The 18,173-nt window shown below is 67.5% G+C and carries 18 protein-coding genes; 5 read left to right on the forward strand and 13 right to left on the reverse strand.

Going from position 1 to position 18,173, the window contains the following annotated elements:
* The 4 genes from FZ983_RS28160 to FZ983_RS28175 all read right to left on the reverse strand — a co-directional run.
* Positions 1 to 482 (reverse strand): electron transfer flavoprotein subunit beta/FixA family protein (locus FZ983_RS28160; RefSeq protein WP_149227654.1); only part of this gene is annotated, 482 nt, incomplete at its 3' end.
* 187 nt (positions 483 to 669) lie between these two features.
* Complete coding sequence (locus FZ983_RS28165) at positions 670 to 2,322, reverse strand: acyl-CoA synthetase (RefSeq protein ID WP_149227656.1); 1,653 nt, start codon at positions 2,320 to 2,322, stop codon at positions 670 to 672.
* Positions 2,323 to 2,492: 170 nt separating this feature from the next.
* Positions 2,493 to 3,263, reverse strand: coding sequence for a response regulator transcription factor (locus tag FZ983_RS28170; protein ID WP_247884013.1), 771 nt, complete (start codon positions 3,261 to 3,263; stop codon positions 2,493 to 2,495).
* A 14-nt stretch (positions 3,264 to 3,277) separates the two neighbouring features.
* Positions 3,278 to 6,067, reverse strand: coding sequence for a cache domain-containing protein (locus FZ983_RS28175; RefSeq protein ID WP_149227658.1), 2,790 nt, complete (start codon positions 6,065 to 6,067; stop codon positions 3,278 to 3,280).
* 217 nt (positions 6,068 to 6,284) lie between these two features.
* Here FZ983_RS28175 and FZ983_RS28180 point away from each other — a divergent pair, with 217 nt between their 5' ends.
* Both FZ983_RS28180 and FZ983_RS28185 read left to right on the forward strand, forming a co-directional pair.
* Positions 6,285 to 6,608 carry a DUF485 domain-containing protein gene (locus FZ983_RS28180; protein WP_149227660.1) on the forward strand — a complete coding sequence of 108 codons (324 nt, stop codon included), beginning with the start codon at positions 6,285 to 6,287 and terminating at the stop codon, positions 6,606 to 6,608.
* Positions 6,605 to 8,275 carry a cation acetate symporter gene (locus FZ983_RS28185; RefSeq protein ID WP_149227662.1) on the forward strand — a complete coding sequence of 557 codons (1,671 nt, stop codon included), beginning with the start codon at positions 6,605 to 6,607 and terminating at the stop codon, positions 8,273 to 8,275. The genes FZ983_RS28180 and FZ983_RS28185 overlap by 4 nt, the downstream gene beginning before the upstream one ends.
* A gap of 61 nt (positions 8,276 to 8,336) precedes the next feature.
* Here the strand turns inward: FZ983_RS28185 and FZ983_RS28190 are convergent, their stop codons facing one another.
* Positions 8,337 to 8,558, reverse strand: a complete 222-nt coding sequence (locus tag FZ983_RS28190) for a hypothetical protein (protein WP_149227664.1) — start codon at positions 8,556 to 8,558, stop codon at positions 8,337 to 8,339.
* Between the two features lie 36 nt (positions 8,559 to 8,594).
* Positions 8,595 to 10,631 (reverse strand): ATP-binding protein, encoded by a 2,037-nt coding sequence (locus FZ983_RS28195; protein ID WP_149227666.1) that lies wholly within the window; start codon positions 10,629 to 10,631, stop codon positions 8,595 to 8,597.
* A 324-nt stretch (positions 10,632 to 10,955) separates the two neighbouring features.
* Between FZ983_RS28195 and FZ983_RS28200 the strand changes: the two genes are divergently transcribed.
* Together FZ983_RS28200 and FZ983_RS28205 are read left to right on the forward strand one after the other, a co-directional pair.
* Complete coding sequence (locus tag FZ983_RS28200) at positions 10,956 to 11,186, forward strand: hypothetical protein (protein WP_149227668.1); 231 nt, start codon at positions 10,956 to 10,958, stop codon at positions 11,184 to 11,186.
* Positions 11,183 to 11,419: a hypothetical protein gene (locus FZ983_RS28205; RefSeq protein WP_211103006.1), complete on the forward strand. Its 237-nt coding sequence runs from the start codon at positions 11,183 to 11,185 to the stop codon at positions 11,417 to 11,419. Before FZ983_RS28200 ends, FZ983_RS28205 begins: the two co-directional genes overlap by 4 nt.
* Positions 11,420 to 11,431: 12 nt before the next feature.
* Here FZ983_RS28205 and irrA read toward each other — a convergent pair whose 3' ends face one another.
* From irrA to FZ983_RS28220, 3 genes are all read right to left on the reverse strand, one after another.
* The gene (gene irrA, locus FZ983_RS28210; protein WP_149227670.1) at positions 11,432 to 11,863 is read right to left on the reverse strand and encodes an iron response transcriptional regulator IrrA; all 432 of its coding nucleotides are present in this window, start codon (positions 11,861 to 11,863) and stop codon (positions 11,432 to 11,434) included.
* Positions 11,864 to 12,100: 237 nt separating this feature from the next.
* A complete protein-coding gene (locus tag FZ983_RS28215; protein WP_188092561.1) occupies positions 12,101 to 13,498 on the reverse strand; it encodes a nitronate monooxygenase in 1,398 nt (465 codons plus the stop codon).
* Positions 13,499 to 13,754: 256 nt separating this feature from the next.
* Positions 13,755 to 14,498: a glycerophosphoryl diester phosphodiesterase gene (locus FZ983_RS28220; RefSeq protein ID WP_149227672.1), complete on the reverse strand. Its 744-nt coding sequence runs from the start codon at positions 14,496 to 14,498 to the stop codon at positions 13,755 to 13,757.
* Positions 14,499 to 14,564: 66 nt separating this feature from the next.
* Here FZ983_RS28220 and FZ983_RS28225 point away from each other — a divergent pair, with 66 nt between their 5' ends.
* Positions 14,565 to 15,602, forward strand: a complete 1,038-nt coding sequence (locus tag FZ983_RS28225; RefSeq protein WP_149227674.1) for a lysine-2,3-aminomutase-like protein — start codon at positions 14,565 to 14,567, stop codon at positions 15,600 to 15,602.
* 10 nt (positions 15,603 to 15,612) lie between these two features.
* Here FZ983_RS28225 and FZ983_RS28230 read toward each other — a convergent pair whose 3' ends face one another.
* The 4 genes from FZ983_RS28230 to lptE all read right to left on the reverse strand — a co-directional run bounded on the left by FZ983_RS28230 (position 15,613) and on the right by lptE (position 18,168).
* Positions 15,613 to 15,960, reverse strand: coding sequence for a GIY-YIG nuclease family protein (locus FZ983_RS28230; protein WP_247884014.1), 348 nt, complete (start codon positions 15,958 to 15,960; stop codon positions 15,613 to 15,615).
* Between the two features lie 79 nt (positions 15,961 to 16,039).
* Positions 16,040 to 16,570: a TspO/MBR family protein gene (locus tag FZ983_RS28235; protein ID WP_149227678.1), complete on the reverse strand. Its 531-nt coding sequence runs from the start codon at positions 16,568 to 16,570 to the stop codon at positions 16,040 to 16,042.
* A gap of 47 nt (positions 16,571 to 16,617) precedes the next feature.
* The gene (gene holA, locus FZ983_RS28240) at positions 16,618 to 17,643 is read right to left on the reverse strand and encodes a DNA polymerase III subunit delta (protein ID WP_149227680.1); all 1,026 of its coding nucleotides are present in this window, start codon (positions 17,641 to 17,643) and stop codon (positions 16,618 to 16,620) included.
* An 18-nt stretch (positions 17,644 to 17,661) separates the two neighbouring features.
* Positions 17,662 to 18,168, reverse strand: a complete 507-nt coding sequence (gene lptE, locus FZ983_RS28245) for an LPS assembly lipoprotein LptE (protein WP_149227682.1) — start codon at positions 18,166 to 18,168, stop codon at positions 17,662 to 17,664.
* Positions 18,169 to 18,173 lie beyond the last annotated feature (5 nt).

An 18,173-nucleotide genomic window follows, 5' to 3' on the forward strand; every position in this document is an offset into this window, starting at 1 on the left:
CCGTCGATCTCGCGCGTCACCGCCACGGCGTCACCAGCCGGCGCGACCTTCGAGGCAAAGGTGCCCTGGCCCCAGCCCAGCAGAGCGGCCAGCATCTGGCCGGTCTGGTTGCAGTCGTCGTCGATCGCCTGCTTGCCGAGGATCACCAATCCCGGCGCTTCCTTGTCCACCAGAGCCTTCAGCACCTTGGCGACGGCGAGCGGTTCGGTCGTCACGTCGGTCTGCACCAGGATGGCGCGGTCGGCGCCCATGGCGAGAGCGGTGCGCAGCGTCTCCTGCGCCTGGGTCGGGCCGACGGACACGACGACGATTTCGGTCGCCTTGCCGGCTTCCTTCAGGCGGACAGCCTCCTCGACGGCGATCTCGTCAAAGGGGTTCATCGAGAACTTCACGTTGGACGTCTCGACGCCGGACTGGTCGGTCTTCACCCGGATCTTGACGTTGTAGTCGACGACGCGCTTCACGGCGCAGAGGATCTTCATGGCGCGGGTCCCTTTGAAAATGGACGGCGTGCAGGCATGGGAGAGCGCTGGCCCCCTTCCCATCCCTCCCCCACCTACGGTGGGAGAGGGGGCAGGACGCTTGTCGGCGTGACGTAATTGCCAAAGCGGCGGCAGTCCCCTCTCCCACCGAAGGTGGGGGAGGGTTAGGGAGGGGGCAGAGTGCCCCTTACAGCCCCTCGGTCTGCTTGCGCAGGACGTATTTCTGGATCTTGCCCGTCGAGGTCTTCGGCAGCGGGCCGAACACCACCGTGCGCGGGCACTTGAAGTGGGCCATATGCGACCTGCAGAAGGCGATGATATCGGCCTCGGTCGCGGTGGCTCCATCCTTCAGCGTGACGAAGGCGCAGGGCGTCTCGCCCCACTTCTCGTCATGGCGGGCGACGACCGCGGCCTCCAGCACCTCCGGGTGCTTGTAGAGGACGTCCTCCACCTCGATAGACGAGATGTTCTCGCCGCCGGAGATGATGATGTCCTTCGAGCGGTCCTTGATCTCGACATAGCCGTCTTCATGCCAGACGGCGAGGTCGCCGGTGTGGAACCAGCCACCGGCGAAGGCCTCTTCGGTCGCCTTGGGGTTCTTCAGGTAGCCCTTCATGACGTTGTTGCCGCGCATCATGATCTCGCCCATCGTGCGGCCGTCCTTCGGCACCGGCTCCAGTGTGAAGGGATCGGCGACGATCACCGCCTCCAGCATCGGGCCGCGCACGCCCTGGCGGGCCTTGATCGCCGCCTTCTCGTCGAGCGACAGGCCGTCCCAGCGGTCGTGCCAGACGCAGACCACGGTCGGGCCGTAGCATTCGGTCAGGCCATAGACATGGGTGACTTCCCAGCCCATGCGCTCCATGCCGGCGATGACGGCGGCGGGCGGGGCGGCACCGGCGACCATCACCTTCACCTTCTGCTCGATGCCCTGCTTCAGCTCGGCCGGTGCGTTGTTCAGCATGTTCAGAACGATGGGCGCGCCGCAGAAATTGGTCACCCGCTCCTCGCGGATCAGCTTCAGCACGGCGTCGGGGCGGACCTGACGCAGGCAGATCGCGGTGCCGGCGGTGACCGCGATGGTCCAGGGGAAGCACCAGCCGTTGCAGTGGAACATCGGCAGCGTCCACAGATACACGGGCGCGTCGCCCATGTTCCAGGACAGCGCGTTCGACACCGCGTTCAGATAGGCGCCTCGGTGGTGATATACGACGCCCTTCGGATTGCCGGTGGTGCCGGAGGTATAGTTCAGCGCGATGGCCTGCCATTCGTCGGCCGGCAGGGTCCAGGGATGTTCGGTCCCGACGTCGCTGATGAAGGCTTCGTAATCGCGGTCGCCGATCAGCTCGCCGCCGGTGTAGGTCGGATCGTCGATGTCCACCACCGGGATCGGCGCATCCAGCAGGGCCAACGCCTTCTTCGCCACACCGGAGAACTCGCGGTCGACGATCAGGATCTTCGCTTCGCCATGCTTCAGGATGAAGGCGATGGCTTCGGCGTCCAGCCGGGTGTTGACGGCGTTCAGCACGGCGCCGGCCAGCGGCACGCCGAAATGCGCCTCGAACAGTTCGGGCGTGTTGGCGGCCAGCATGGCGACGGTGTCGCCCTTGCCGATCCCCAGGTTCGCCAGCGCCGCGGCTAGACGGCGCACACGGACGAAGGTCTCGGCCCAGGTCCGGCGGACCGGGCCATGGACGACGGCCAGCCGGTCGGGCCACACCGCGGCGGCGCGCTCCAGGAAAGTCAGCGGCGTCAGCGCGACGAAATTGGCGGCGTTGCGGTCGAGATCGCGTTCATACGGGTTGGCGCGGACATCGGCTGCGGCGGCAGTATCACTCATCGGACCGTTCTCCCCAGGGGTTCTTGTTGCGCGCCGACATTGGGCGCGGCGGTGTTGGAAACAGCCTGTACCAGATCAGCTTTGCGCAACTTTCTCAGGATTATGACCAATTGTTATTGGAGTTGTTGCGGCGCCGGGCAAGCGAGGTGCCCCATCCATCGTAATCCCGGTCACCGTATCCAGGTCACGTCGCCGGCGAACAGGTATCCGGCACCGTAGACCGTCTTGATCAGCCGCGGAGCGCGGGGATCGTCCTCGATCTTCTTGCGGATGCGCGACACACGGACGTCGATGCTGCGGTCGTAGGGAAAATCGTCACGGTCCTGATCGGGACCTTGCAGATGCTCGCGCGACAGCACGCGCTTGGGCGCCTTCAGCAGGGTCAGCAGCAGCGAGGCCTCCGCCGCTGTCAGGCTTTCCTGGCGGCCGTCATCGGCGCTCAGCGTCAGGTTGCCGAGGTCGAAGACCCAATTGCCGAAGCGCGCCCGCGCGGTCTCGGCCGCGGCCGTGGCGCCGGCCAGCTGTTCGCGGCGGCGGATGGCGCTGTTGACGCGGGCGACCAGCTCCCGCGGCTCGAAGGGCTTCACGATGTAATCGTCGGCGCCCAACTCCAGCCCCAGGATCCGGTCGGAAGTGCCGCCGCGCCCGGACAGGATGATGACGCCGAAGCGCACGTCCTCCCACAGTTCGCGAACGAGGGTCAGCCCGTCCATGTCCGGCAGGCCGAGATCGACAAGGCACAGGTCGGGGGCCTGGCGCTGGATTGCCGCCCGCGCCTCCCGCCCGCTGGCCCAGCAGGACACCTCGTAGCCGTATCCCTCCAGCACCTCTTTCACCAGCCGGCGGATGTCGGCCTCGTCCTCGACCAGATAAATGCGCTTCTTCTGCACCACGCGCGTTTCCCCTCGGCACTCGTCGCCCTGTTTTCCAGGTGCGTTCATTTGGTCCGATCATATCAGGCCGGCGCGGGTTGGGCGGCGTGGCCGATGGCCGCCACCAGGTCCCGCTTGTCCCATGGCTTGCTCAGTATGACGGCATCGGCGGGGATATCGCCATACTCGACCGTGAATCCGCTGACCAGCACCACCCGCATGTCCGGCCGCAGCAGCCGGGCTCGCCGCGCCAGCTCCACCCCCGACAGCCCGGGCATGACGATGTCGGAGACCAGCAGAGACAGCCCGTCGATCTGCTCCACCAACTCCGCCGCCTCGTCACCGCTCGCCGCCTCCACCACCGAGAAGCCGAGATCGACCAGTTGCTGGCGCATCACCTGCCGGACATCGTCATTGTCCTCCGCCACCAGCGCCAGTTGGCCGGACCAGCCGCCGCCCAGGGGTTCGACCGTCGCCGCTTCGGCATCGAGCAGGCGGGCCACCGGTTCGGCGCGCGGCAGCAGCAGGGTGACGGCGGTGCCCTCCCCCGGCCGGCTGTCGATGCGCAGATAGCCGCGCGACTGCTTGACGAAACCGTAGACCATCGACAGCCCCAACCCCGATCCCAGCGCCTTGGTGGTGAAGAAGGGTTCCACCGCGCGGGCCAGCGCCTCCGGCGTGAAGCCGGTGCCGGTATCGGAGACGCGGATTTCCAGGTAATCGTCGGGGCGGACCGGCTCGTCGAAGGACAGGGTGTCCTCCACCCGGCGGATGCCGACCGCGATGTCGAGCCGGCCGCCGCCCGGCATGGCGTCGCGCGCGTTGATGGCGAGATTGACCAGCGCATTCTCCAGCTGGGTCTGGTCGGCGATGGTCCAGCATTCCCGCCCCTCCTCCGGCACGCCGATGGCGATGGAGCTGGGGAAGGAGCGGCGCAGCAGCACCGCCATGTCGCGGAGCAGCCCGCACAGTTCGATCGGCTCAGGCTTCAGCGGTTGCTGGCGGGAGAAGGCGAGCAGCCGGGCGGTGATGTCGGCCCCGCGGCGGCCGGCACGCTGGGCCGGCTCCAGATAGGCGTCCAGTCCCTTGACCGTCGCGTAGTGCTCGCGCGCCGCCGCAAGGTTGCCGATGATGATCGACAGCAGGTTGTTGAAATCGTGCGCCAGCCCGCCGGAGAGCTGACCGACCGCCTTCAGGCGCTGCGCCTCCACCAGCTGGCGTTCGGTCTGCTTCTCGTCGGTGATGTCCAGGGTCAGCACGAACAGGCCGGTGACGGCGCCGTCCTCCGCTCCACCCTCGCCACGATGGGGAATCAGCGTGGTCTTGGTGACGATGTCGCGGCCGTCGCGCGGAAAGGCGTATTCGAAGGTGACCACCTCCCCCGACAGACAGCGGTCGAGATGGGGGCGCAGCACCGCCATGGCGCGCCGGCCGACCACGGCGGCAAGATCGCGGCCGATCACCTCGGCCTTGTCGCGGCCGACCAGCTCGGCCCAGCGCAGGTTGGCGAAGGTCAGCCGCCCGTCGCGGTCCAGCCCGGCGATGCTGGCGGGGATCGCATCCAGGATCACGCGCTGGCGCGTCTCCGCCTCCGCCAGCGCCGCAGTGCGGTCGCGCACCCGGCTGTCCAGCGTTGCAACGGTGTCGCGCAGCTGTCGGACCATCCCGTCGAAGGCGGAGGCCAGCAGCCCGATCTCGTCGCCGCGGCGGATGCCGCTCTGCGCACCGAGATCGCCGGCCCGCACCTGCGCCGCGGTGTCGGCCAGCCGGCGCAGCGGCCAGACCAGACGCCTGACGGCGATGTAGCCCAGCAGGCTGCCCGCCGCCATCAGCGCCATGCCGATGGCGAGGATGCGGTTGCCCAGCACCACCGACGACTTCCGCAGCTCGTCCACATAGACCGACGAGGCGATATACCAGTCGAAGCCTTCGAAATGCCGGACCCAGCTGATCTTTTCATAGGCGTAGTTGCCGGGATCGTCGGGCTTGTCCCACAGGTAGGTCAGCGGCTCCCCCCTGGCCGCGGCGGCTTTCAGATCCTCGGCGATCGGGCGGCCGGTGGCCGAGTTCAGCCGGTCGCCGAAGGCCGTGCCCTCGATGTTCGAATTCGGGTGGATGATCATCCGGTTCGCCGAATCGAAGATGTAGAGATAGCCGGTACGGGCGATGCGCAGCTTGCGCAGGGCTTGGCGCAGATCCTCGATGGCCTCGGCCTTGCGCCGCTCCACCTCGGCGTCGACGTCGGCCAGATAGGCGCCGGTGCCGACAATGATGCCGCGCTTGGGCAGATCCTTGAAGAAGCTGAGCTTCGGCGCCCGCTCGTCGCCGTTCGGCCGCCACCACGGATAGGTCTGGAAGCCCTCGCCCTCCCGCTTGGCGGTGGCGACGATGGTGGGCAGGATGTGGCGGCCCAGATTGTCGCGCAGGTCGTCAGATTTCCGCCCCTGATAGTCCGGCGAGGGATGCGACAGGATCACCGAGTCGTAGCCGATCGCCCAGACATAATCGCCGTTGCCGTAGCGGAAGGCGTGCAGCCCCTCCATCGCCTCGCGCCGCGCCTCCTCCGCCGTGATCTCGCCGCGGTCGGCGCGGGCGTGGACATGCTCGATATAGCCGACGGCCAGTTCCAGCACGTCGCGCAGGCGGGTCTTGTAGGACTCCACCGTGGTGCTGCGCTGCTCCTCCAGCCCGCCGCGGATCCGGCTGACCAGCTCGAACACGTTGTCGAGGATGGTGCGGCTGGCGTCGCGTTCGATCTCGTAGGCCTTCTCCTCGATGAAGGGAACGGAGAAGACATAGGCCGCCGCCGAGAACAGCCCGAGCGAGATCAGGATCGCCGAGAACAGCCGGAGGAACAGGGGCGAGCGGATCATTTTCCGGACGGAGCGGCGGGATAAGGGGATCGGTGGAATCTCCGCCATCATTCCAGCTTCGCTGCCCCGGCTCAATGCGAATCGGTGGAATTGTTACCGGAATTGCGCTGAAACAATTCGTCATATTTCCGGGAAATTTGCGAAACAGTGTTTTGTTAGCCGGAAAAGCATAAGCCCGAACAGGGTGCCACAAGGACGTTTACCGTCTGGAGGAAACATGCACTCCCCCGCGAACACTCCGGTTTACGAACGGGTCCGCCGGAACCCCAAATTCCAGGAACTGGTCCGCCAGCGCAGCCGGCTGGCGCTGATCCTGTCGGCCATCGTCCTGGTCGGCTACTACAGCTTCATGATGGTGGTGGCCTTTGCGCCGGACATGCTGCACAAGCCGATGTCCGACGACTCGGTCCTCAGCGTCGGCTTCCCCATCGGGGCCGGGATCATCATCCTGTCCTGGCTGCTGACCGGCGTCTATTCCCATTTCGCCAACGGCCGCTTCCAGGACCTGACCGACGAGATCACGCGGGAGACGCTGCAATGACCGCCCGCCGGATTCTCCTGACGGCGGCTGCCGCCACCCTGTTCGCCCTGCCGGCGCTGGCAGCCGGCGATGTCGGGCAGCTGGAAAAGCAGCCGGTCAACCTGTCCGCCATCGGCATGTTCCTGGCCTTCGTGGTGATGACGCTGGGCATCACCTACTGGGCGGCCAGCCGCACCCGCTCGACCTCCGACTTCTACACGGCGGGCGGCGGCATCACCGGCTTCCAGAACGGGCTGGCGATCGCCGGCGACTACATGTCGGCCGCGACGCTGCTGGGCCTGTCGAGCCTGGTGTTCGCCAAGGGCTATGACGGCTTCGTCTACACCATCAGCTTCTTTGTCGGCTGGCCGATCATCCTGTTCCTGCTGGCGGAGCGGCTGCGCAACCTCGGCCACTTCACCTTCGCCGACATCGCGTCCTACCGGCTGGACCAGGGCAAGATCCGCACCTTCGCCGCCATCGGCTCGCTGACGGTGGTGTGCTTCTACCTGATCGTCCAGATGGTCGGCGCCGGCCAGCTGATCAAGCTGCTGTTCGGGCTGGACTACAACGTCGCCGTGATCGTGGTCGGCGTGCTGATGGTGGTCTACGTCACCTTCGGCGGCATGATCGCCACGACCTGGGTGCAGATCATCAAGGCGGTGCTTCTGCTGGGCGCCGGCGTGATCCTGGCCTTCCTGGCCCTGTCGCGCTTCGGCTTCAGCCTGGAGGCCATCGCCAAGAGCGCCATCGCCTCGCACAAGGACGGCGTGAAGATCATGGGGCCGGGCACGCTGCTGGCCGACCCGGTGTCGGCGGTGTCGCTATCGCTGGGCCTGCTGTTCGGCACCGCCGCGCTGCCGCACATCATGATGCGCTTCTTCACCGTCCCCAATGCGCGCGAGGCCCGCAAGTCGGTCTTCTACGCGTCGGGCTTCATCGGCTTCTTCTTCCTGATCGTCTGCGTGCTGGGCATGGCGGCGATCACCATCGTCGGCACCGACCCGCAGTTCTTCGAAGGCGGCAAGGTCGGCGGCAAGCTGATCGGCGGCGGCAACATGCCGGTGATGCATCTGGCCAAGGCGCTGGGCGGCGACTTGTTCCTGGGCTTCCTGTCGGCGGTCGCCTTCGCCACCATCCTGGCGGTGGTGTCGGGTCTGGCGCTGGCCGGCGCCTCGGCCATCGCGCACGACCTCTACGCCCGCGTCATCCGCAAGGGCGAGGCGACGGAGCGCGAGGAGATGCGCGTCTCCAAGATCGCGTCGCTGGTCCTGGGCGTGCTGGCCGTCGTGCTGGGCATCGCCTTCGAGAAGCAGAACGTCGCCTTCCTGGTCGGCCTGACCTTCGGCGTCGCGGCGTCGGTGAACTTCCCGGTGCTGATCCTGTCGATGTACTGGAAGGGCCTGACCACCCGCGGTGCGCTGGCGGGCGGCATCGCCGGCCTGATCTCCGCCGTCACGCTGGTGATCCTGTCGAATGCGGTGTGGGTCGTGGTTCTGAACAACCCGAAGCCGATCTTCCCGTACGAGCAGCCGGCCCTGTTCTCGATGACGCTGGCCTTCATCGTCACGATCATCGTGTCGAAGCTGGACAGCAGCGCATCCGCCCGTGCCGAGCGCGACGCCTTCGAAGACCAGTTCGTCCGCTCCCAGACCGGCATCGGCGCCGCCGCCGCGGCCAAGCATTAACGGTCTGATCCTCTAACGGAAAGCGCCCTTCCCCACCCCGGGAAAGGGCGCTTTTCTTTTGTCAGCCAGCCGCCACACTGTTGTCCTTGCGGCGCGACAGCTGCACCTGACCGTCCACGCATTTGACGTAGCCGGTCTTGCCCGGCTTCAGCCCGTCGAGAATCGTCACCAGCGCGCGCGGGATCGCCGCGAACTCCTTGGAGCCGCGCGACTGGCCGTTGTAGACGGCGATGTGCTTGCGCAGGTCCTCCTTGGACACCGGCTTTCCGTCATTCCCGATCATCCCGTCCGCCTTTCGCTCCGTTCACCGGAGACAGGCTTACGCCTGCATCCCATCGGCCGCAACCGGCTGGGCAACACGGTCGGCGGGGAAGCGGACGGTGACGACGGTGCCGCAGCCCGGCTCGCTGTCGATGGACAGGCTGCCGCCATGCAGGGCCATCAGGTCGCGGCAGATCGACAGGCCGAGCCCGGTGCCACCGAAGCGGCCGGGAATGCTGCTGTCGGCCTGCTGGAACGGCTCCAGGATGCGGGCCAGCGCGTCGGCAGGAATGCCGATGCCAGTGTCGCGCACAGCGATGGCAAGCCCACCTTCCGGCTCCAGCCCTGCCGTCACCGTCACCCGGCCGCCGCGCGGGGTGAACTTCACCGCGTTCGACAGCAGGTTCAGCAAGACCTGCCGCAGGGCCCGCTCGTCGGCCAGCAGCCTGGGCAGGCCGGGAGCGCAGTCGCTCTCCAGCGTCACCCCGCCGGCATCGGCCGGAACCGCCGCCAGCGCCCGGCAGGTGTCGATGGCGTCGGCCGGCTCCAGCCAGCTTTCGTCCAGCGTGTAGCGCCCGGCCTCCAGCTTCGACATGTCCAGCACGTCGTTGATGAGGTCCAGCAGATGGCGCCCGCTGTTCTGCACATGACGCGCATAGTCGTGATAGCGCGGGCTGCCCAGCGGACCGAACAGCTCGTGCAGCATGATGTCCGAAAAGCCGATGATGGCGTTCAGCGGCGTGCGCAGCTCGTGGCTCATGGTCGCCAGGAAGGCGCTCTTGGCGCGGTTGGCGGCTTCCGCCTGATCGAGCGCGGCGGCAAGCCGTTCGGCCGCCTCCACCCGTTCGGTGATGTCGCGCGCTTCGATCACCAGCAAGGCCACCGCGCCGCGGTCGTCGAAGACCGGCTTGATCGTCACGTCCATCACCCGGGTGACGCCATCGGCGATCACGTCGGTCTCATAGCGGACGAGGCGGCCGGACGCCGCCTTTCCGATCGACTCGCGGAAGGCGTCCGCCAGTTCGCCGGTCCGGGCCCAGCCGCGGAACTCCCAGGCGCGGCGCCCGATCAGCGCCTCCGTCGGCAACCCGGCCAGGGCGCAGGCAGGCCGGTTCAACGCCAGCACCCGCCCGTCGGGGGACAGCAACCCCATGATCTGGAAACTGCTGTCGAACAGGGCCTGCGACCGGCGTTCACTGGCCCGCAACGCCTGCGTCGTCGTCTCCAACCGGCCGAGCTGCCGCAAGGCCAGCAGGGCCAGGAGCATGACCACCACCGACACCGCGGCGGTTTCCAGCACGCGCTTCCAACGGTCGGCATACCAGCCGGCCAGCACATCGTCGGCGCTGATGCGGACATAGACGTAGAGCGGCAAGTCCGCCACGCGACGGACAGTGCCGATGCGGTCGCGCCCTTCCGACGGATCGAAGCCGGACAGTGTCTTCGCGCTTTCCCCGCCGGAGAGGCGCGGCAGGATGGAGGCGAAGACGGCACGGTCGCGGTCCAGAGGCTCGCTCGGCCGTGAATAGGCCAGGACCACACCGTCCTCGCCATACAGCAGAATGATGCTGCGCGGGCCGATATCCTGTGTGGCGTAGAGCCGGGCGAAGCGGTCGAGGTCGAGCATCGCCACGGCCGCGCCGCTGCCGTCGGCCAGCGGCCGGACAAGGGCGGCGCGCCAGCCGCCGGGTTCCCGGTAAGGGCCGACGAAGGCAGCCGATCCGGTGCGCGCCGCCTCCGCCGCCGGGGTTCCCGCAAGAGAGGTCTGGGCATCCAGCCCCGCAGCCTCCCTGACCCGCCCATCCGGTTCCACCACCAGCAGGCTGCGCAACGCTATGCCCGGACCAGCCTCGATCCCTGAAGACGCAGCGGTGTCGGCGAGCAGATAGGGGGGAATCCGCCCGCCTTCGGCCATCGCGTAGAGCGCGCGACCGCCAACGTTCAGGATGCGGCGGGCATCCTCCTCCAGCAGGCGCGACAAATTGGCGGTCTGGCGCAGGCCGTCCTGCAACGCCCGCTCGCGCGCACGCTCCAGATCGGCGTAGGCCACCAGCCAGAAGCCGGCGATCACCGCCGCGAGCAGGCCGATTCGCACTCCGGCCACCGGTGATAAAGGCGACGCGCCTGAGCGCAACTTCCGCCACCATCCGCGCGCCGCGCCGACCGGTTCGGAGAAATCCGTCAATGGCAAGAGTCCGCCGCAGCTGAATTCCAGAGAGCGTCAAGCCGGTTCGGCCGGACGTGGCAAACTGTAGCATGCCCTGCCGGGTGATTTCACGCTCGCGCACTCCTGATGCGGGAGGAAAGCCGCAGGGCGGCGGGCGCATCCGAATGCCGGTGCGGGAAAAGTTTGGCTCGACAAAGCCGGCTGCCCGCGCTTCTCTGCCCCTCAATCATGGGGAGGAGGGTCCGGGCCGGCATGCTTGAGGATTACGTCAACAGCCCGCTGCTGGGGCTTATGCTGTTCCAACTCGCCATCGTCTGGCCGATGGCGCGCATCCTGCACCGGGCGGGCTTCTCACCCTTGTGGGCATTGTTCGCGCTGCTGCCGCTGGGCCATGTGGTCGCGATCGGCGTGATGGCGCACAGCCGCTGGCCGGTGCTGCCGGTGCGCGAAGCCCGCAAGGTCAAGGCGCGGAGGACGGCATGACGGACACCATCATCCATCTGGGTTTCTGGGAACTGCTGATCGGGTCGATCGTCACGACCTATACGCTGATCGCCGGCGGCTGGGTGCTGGCGAAGGCCGGACGCAGCCCGCTGTGGATCCTGCTGCTGCTGTTCCCGTACCTGAACGTGATCGCCGTCTGGGTCTTCGCCTATATGCGCTGGCCCTTCGTCGACCGCCCTGCCCGTCCGAGCATGCCGGACGGCGAACGCTGAAAATCGGCAGGTTCAGGCCGTACCGTCGTCCTCGATCAGGCGGACGATCACGTCGACGCGGGCGACACGGGTGCCGGCCGGGGCGGTGGGCAGGTTCTGCACCATCAGACGGTCGGCGGGGATGTCCTCGAGCCGGCCGGTGGATTCGACGAAGAAATGATGATGGTCGCTGGTGTTGGTGTCGAAGTAGGACTTGCCGGCTTCCACCACAACCTCGCGCAGCAGACCGGCGGAGGTGAACTGGTTCAGCGTGTTGTAGACGGTCGCCAGTGACACCGGCAGGTCGGCGGCCAATGCCTCGCCATGCAGTTGTTCCGCGGTGACGTGCCGGTCGCAGCCTTCGAACAGCAGCCGGGCAAGGCCGAGGCGCTGGCGGGTCGGGCGCAGCCCGGCGCCGTTCAGCCGGTCGAGGGCTCGCTTGAATGGGCGTTCGGCGGTCATCATGGGCGCGGCACCCGTACAGTCGACACAGGGAGCGGACACGAAGGTCCGGGACAGGACCGCGGCACAAGGCCGCAGACCGTTCAACTGTAAAACCATTCGGAAAGGCGGCGCAAGTTATTGTCGCACCGACGTCAACCGGCCAGGCATCGACCGGACAGGCGTCAACCGGATCCGTCCAATGCAAAGGCCGCCGGCAGTCACCCGCCGGCGGCCCTGTCGGTCCGGTATCGTGGGCGGTCAGTAACCGGTGGCGATCCGCTCCACGAGCTGCTTCACCGTCGGGATGAAGCCGTCGTTGTAGTAGGGATCGCTGGCAAAGCGGTAGGCGTTGTGCCCCGCGAACATCAGCTGGTTCTCGCAGTCGTCGGTGTGGCTGACCGCCTGAAGCGTCTTCTGGATGCAGAAGGAGCGCGGATCGGCGCGCTTGCCCGTCGTCCCTTCCTCGTTCTGCGCCCAGTTGGAGAAGCCGCAGGCCGACAGGCAGCCCATGCAGTCGACCTGATCGTGCAGGATCTTTTCCGACTGCTGGGGGGTGACGAAGACCAGCGTGCTGTCCGGCGTCTTCAGCGCGGTGGTGAAGCCCTGGGACAGCCAGCCTTCGGCGCGCTGCTTGTCGCTTTCGGTCACATAGACCGGGCGGCCGCGCGGACCGACCGGGAATTCGGCCGAATGCTCGCCCACCGGCTTGGACAGATAGGCGATCTGGCGCTCCGACCGGGCCATCAGGTCCAGCAGGAAGGGGTTCTTCACCGCCGACGAATAGAAGCCGGTCGGGGAGAAGCGGTTCAGGAAGACGTCGCCCGCCTGCAGCGCGACCAGCTTGCGCTTCCACGCCATGGAGATCGGGCTCTCCTGGGTCAGCAGCGGACGGGTGCCGAACTGGAAGGCGATCGGCCCCAGATCGGGGTTGTCGATCCAGTCCTCCCACTCCGACAGCCACCAGACGCCGCCCGCCATCACGATGGGGGTGTCGTTCAGGCCGAAGCTGTTCATCATCTGGCGCAGGGCCAGGACGCGGGGGAACGGATCCTCCGGCTTCTGCGGGTCTTCGGAGTTGGACAGGCCGTTATGGCCGCCGGCCAGCCACGGGTCCTCGTAGACCACGCCGCCCAGATGTTCGCGGAACTTGTGATAGGCGCGCAGCCACAGCGCACGGAAGGCGCGGGCCGACGACACGATCGGGTAGTAATGGACGCCGTAGCGCACCGCGATCTCGGCAACCTTGTAGGGCATGCCGGCGCCGCAGGTGACGCCGTGGATCAGGCCCTGCGAGCCTTCCAGCACGCCGTGCAGGATGTGCTCCGCCCCGCCCATTTCCCACAGGACGTTCATATGGATGCGGCCTTGGCCGTTCGACGTCTCGTGCGCGATGCGCGCCTGGGCGATGCCGCCCTCGATGCCGAAGGCGATCAGCTCGTTGTGGCGCTCGCGCCGGGTCTTGCCCTTGTAGATCTGCGGCAGAAGGTTGCCGTTCTCATCGTAGCTGTCGGCGTTGACACCCGAAAAGGTGCCAATCCCGCCGGCTGCCGCCCAGGCGCCGGAGCTTTCGCCGTTGGAAACGGCAATACCCTTGCCACCCTCGACGAGCGGCAAAACCTCCCGGCCGGACATCTGCAACGGCTTCAACGCCTTCAACGAACCCTCCAAAGACCGAACGTGGCGCCCAGCGGGGCACCGGATCAAAAGCGGCGGACAACCAGACGACGAAAAGCTCCGCCGGAATCCACGTGGGTTCCGGCGGGATCGCCAATGCGGTTCTATATATGAGGAATTGGCCCGCCCTACGAGCGGATTCAGCCCCTCGCGCAAAAAACGTTCACGATTTGCCGCAGTTGCGAACGGAAGCGTCAGCGTGTCGACCGCTCCGCCGACTCAACATCAGGCATGCTCGTCAGGCATCCGGCCCCAACTCCCGCGCCAGCCGGCCCGGTGCGTCGGTGAAGATCGCCGACACCCCCCAGCCGAACAGCGTTCGCGCCCGGTCGGCATCGTTGACGGTATAGCTCAGCACCGGCCGTCCGGTGGCGCGGTATTCCGCCACACTGTCGGCAGTCTGGCGCTCCTGATCGACATTCAGGGTCGCCGCCCCGATGCGGTCGGCGATGGCCGCCCAGTCGGCCGGCGGATCCCACAGCAGATAGCCGCGGGGAATTTCCGGCCACAACCGCTGCGCAACATCCAGGCAGGGCACCTCGAAGCTGGACAGCAGGAGCGGCCGGTCAGACGGCCAGAGCGGACGCAGGCTGTTCAGCGCCACCTCCGCCGTGATCTCCTCCTGCCCCGGATAGGGCTTGATCTCCAGGTTCAGGCCGAGGCCGAGGTCGCGGATCAGCGCCACAGCTTCTTCCAGCGTCGGCACCCGTTCTCCGACGAAACCGGCATCGAACCAGCGTCCGGCGTCGAGCTGCCGCAGATCCGCCAGATCCATGAGCGGCACCGGGCCGGTGCCGGTGGTGGTGCGATCCAGCGTGTCGTCATGGATCAGCACCGGGCGCTGGTCGCGGGTCAGCATGACATCCACCTCGACCCAGCGGGCGCCCTGGCGGGCAGCCTCCCGGATCGAGGCGAGCGTGTTTTCCGGCGCATTTTCCTTGGCGCCGCGATGGCCGATCAGGCGGGGAAGAGTCGACAGCATGGGTCTCGCAGGAGTAAGAGCGGTCGCTTTCCTACATGACCCATTCCGTCGAGACGGGAAAGAGCGATGAAGGCCCTGCACAGCGTTTCCGATCTGGTGGCCGCCGGGCTGATGACCCCGGAGGCCGGCGACGCCGTGCGTACGGTCACCGACCGCTACGCCGTGGCCCTGACCCCGTACCTGCGCGAGACGCTGGCCGGACGTACGGACCCGCAGGATCCGCTCTATGCCCAGTACGTCCCCTCCTCCGCCGAGGCGTACAGCACGCCGGAAGAACTGGAAGACCCCATCGGCGACGGCGCGCGCAGTCCCGTGAAGGGCATCGTTCACCGCTATCCGGACCGGGTGCTGCTGAAGCCGCTGCATGCCTGCGCGGTCTATTGCCGCTTCTGCTTCCGCCGCGAGATGGTCGGTCCGGGCGGGGAGGCGCTGACCGCCGACGAGATGGACGCGGCCCTGGCCTATATCCGCGACCATGAGGAGGTGTGGGAGGTCGTCATCACCGGCGGCGACCCGCTGCTGCTGTCGCCGCGCCGGCTGCGTGGGATCGTGCAGGCGCTGTCGGCCATGCCGCATGTCGGCATCGTCCGCCTGCACAGCCGCATCCCCGCCGCCGACCCGGAGCGCATCACCCCGGAACTGCTGGAGGCGCTGACCGCCCCCGACCTCGCCACCTGGATCGCCGTCCACATCAACCACGCCGACGAGCTGACCCCGCCGGTGCGGGCGGCACTCGCCCGGCTGGTGGAGGCCGGCATCCCTCTGGTCGGCCAGACCGTCCTGCTGAAGGGGATCAACGACAACCACGCGGCGCTGGAAGCCCTGTTCCGCGGCATGGTGCGAAACCGGGTGAAGCCCTACTACCTGCACCATCCCGACCTTGCGGCCGGCACCAGTCACTTCCGGCCGACCCTGGCCGAGGGGCAGGCGCTGGTGACCGGACTGCGGGGGCGGCTGTCCGGCCTGTGCCAGCCGACCTATGTCCTCGACATTCCCGGCGGGCATGGCAAGGCCCCCGCCGCCGCAGCCTGGATCGAGGAGCAGGGCGAGGGTAAATATCGCGTGACCGACTTCACCGGCCGGGTCCACGATTACCGCGGCTGAGCGTCGGCTCTCAGATCGCCTCCGCCCCCAGCGCCGCAACCCAGTGGGCGACCCGCGCCTTCAACGCGGCGGCGCGGGCGAAGGCAAGCTCCTCGTCCTCCAGCCGCTCGACAACTTCGAAGACCAGCGACTCGGCGCCATAAGCGTTCCAGGCCGCCTGCAGGCTGCGGTGCGGACAACCGCCCATCTTCAACTGGAACCAGATGCGGTTCTGGATCTTGTCGAGATCGGGCGCGCCGCCCACCCATACCGAACCGGCCGACGGGCAGCGGAGAGCGAACACGCCGGCCACGCTCTTGCGCTCCTTGTAGGCCGCCACCGCCGCCTTGCGATCCTCTTTCCCAACCACGTTCGCCACCTGCCGTCTCCCCACGTCGAACATCGTTCCCGACTTATTATATCCGGGTGATATTCAGCGCAAGGTTTTTATCCGGGTGTTATCCCCAGAGGGCCGGAGTGCCGAACAGCGGATCGGGGTTGATCAAGGCATTGTGGATGCCAACCACCGACGCGAAGCCGGTCCACAGGATCAGCGGCGTCCAGATCAGCGCGATCCTGCGGTCGTCCCGCGCCACCAGCGCGATGCAGAGGGAGGTGATGATGAAGAAGGACACCGTCCAGGCCGCGGCGAGGATCGAGCTGCCCAGCGTGAAATAGACGAGGCTGAAAGTGGCGTAGATCGCCCAGGTCACCGCCTGCAGGCCGATCAGCAGTCCACGGCTGCGGATTCGCCGCGCCGGGTCGAGCAAGCGTATGTCGCCCCAGATCTGGAAGACGTTCAGCGTGAACCACATCACCGGGAAGGCCCAGCCCGGCGGCTGCAGCGGCGACGGCTGATGGCCGGGGAAGGGCTGGCCGCCGCGTTCGACGAAGCCCCAGGCGTTGACGATGACCCAGAACAGCAGGGGTTGCCACCAGCGGACCCGGAAGGGGGCGGGCGGTGGCGCGGTGTAGGTGGCGTCGCTCATGCCCCGCGAGATAGCGCGCGGCCCGCAACGGTCAAGTCAGCGCCCCTTCAGCGCCGCGCCCCCAGCGAGGCGAGCTGGAACAGAACGCGGGCGCACAGCGTCTCGTCCGGCATGTTGGTGCGCTTGCAATCGGCCTCGGCATCGACCAGCCGTTCCAGCGCCTGCCGGACATGGCCGGGCGACCAGTGACGGGCCTGTTTGACCAGCCGGGTCTTCAGCTTGAAGAAAACCGGCGGGCGCAGCGACTCGACGGCGGCCTCCGGCGACTTGCCGGCGGCGACCTGGGCGCAGAGCAGTTGCAGGCGCTGGAAATGGCGCTGGGCGCCGCGCAGGATCGGCACCGGCGAGGTGCCCTCGGCGAAGAGCCGCGCCAGCGAGCGGTCGAGGGTGGCGAAATCGCCCTCCGCCGCCGCCCACACCGGCTCGTCCATCGACAAGGCGGCGCTGTCGCCGATGCAGGCCTGTGCATCCTCCAGCCGCACGCGCTTCGCGTCGCCCATATAGAGCGCCAGCTTCTCCGCCTCGCCGCGGGCGACCATGCGGTCGCCGACGAGGTTGGCAGCCAGGAAGCTCAGCGTGTCGGGATCGGCGGTCAGGCCATGGCCGTGCAGGATGTCGGCGATGACCCGGCCGAGCGACGCCTCCTCCTCCACATAGCAGGGAATGGCGGCGGCACCGTCGGCGCCTTCGAACAGAAGCCGCAGCTTGGAGCGGGCGGACAGATCGCCCGACTCGACCACCACCAAGCTGTCGCCCGGCGGCAGGTTTTCGAGAAAGGCGGTGAAGGCGGCCGTGCTGTTGTCTTCCGCGTCGCGGACGCGGATCAGGCGCCGGCCGCCGGTGAAGGAGATCGCCGCAGCCTCGTCCGCCAGCCGCGCCGGATCGTCGGCCAGCGCACGGCCTAGGAATTCGGCAACCCGGAAGGGATCGGACAGGTCCGTTACCACCGTCTTGCCCAGCGTCTGGGCGCGGTCGCGCACGAGGCCCGAATCGGGGCCATAAAGCAGCACCGCCCGGACCTTGGGGTCCGGGCTGCGCAGGAAACCGTCGATCGCCTTGGGCTGAAGCTTCACCCGAACATCTCCTGCCGGTCAGGACCCACGGCCGAGATACATGGCGACGCGGGTGGTGATGTCGTTGGAGATGTCCTCCAGCGCCCGGTCATAGGCGTTCTGCACCGTCACGATGGCGGCGTAGTGCTGCTCCAGCGTGTTGTAGCTGATCATCGAACGAGAGCTGGACTGGAACACCACCTGCCCCGTCTGGGTGTCGGTCAGCCGGTAGGGCGCGTTGACCAGCAGCTGGGCGCGCACCGCAGTGGCGTCCTTCTGCAGGGCCAGCTTCTGCTCCGACGCCGACAGCGCCACGTCCAGCCGGTAGCGCGGATTGCCCGGCCGCTCCGACGGATAGAAGTTGTCGATCAGCAGGTTGCGGAGCTTCTGCCCTTCCCGGTTGGGGATCGACGCGATGTCGACCTCCATCAGCCGGTCGGCCGCGGCTGCGCCAACCCCCTTGCCGCCGTAGAGCGGCTGGAAACCACAGCCCGACAGCGACAGGGCGGACAGACCGAGCGCGAGGGCGAACAGCCCCCGCGTCACGGTCT

This window comes from Azospirillum sp. B21, from assembly GCF_008364825.1.
GTDB lineage: Bacteria > Pseudomonadota > Alphaproteobacteria > Azospirillales > Azospirillaceae > Azospirillum.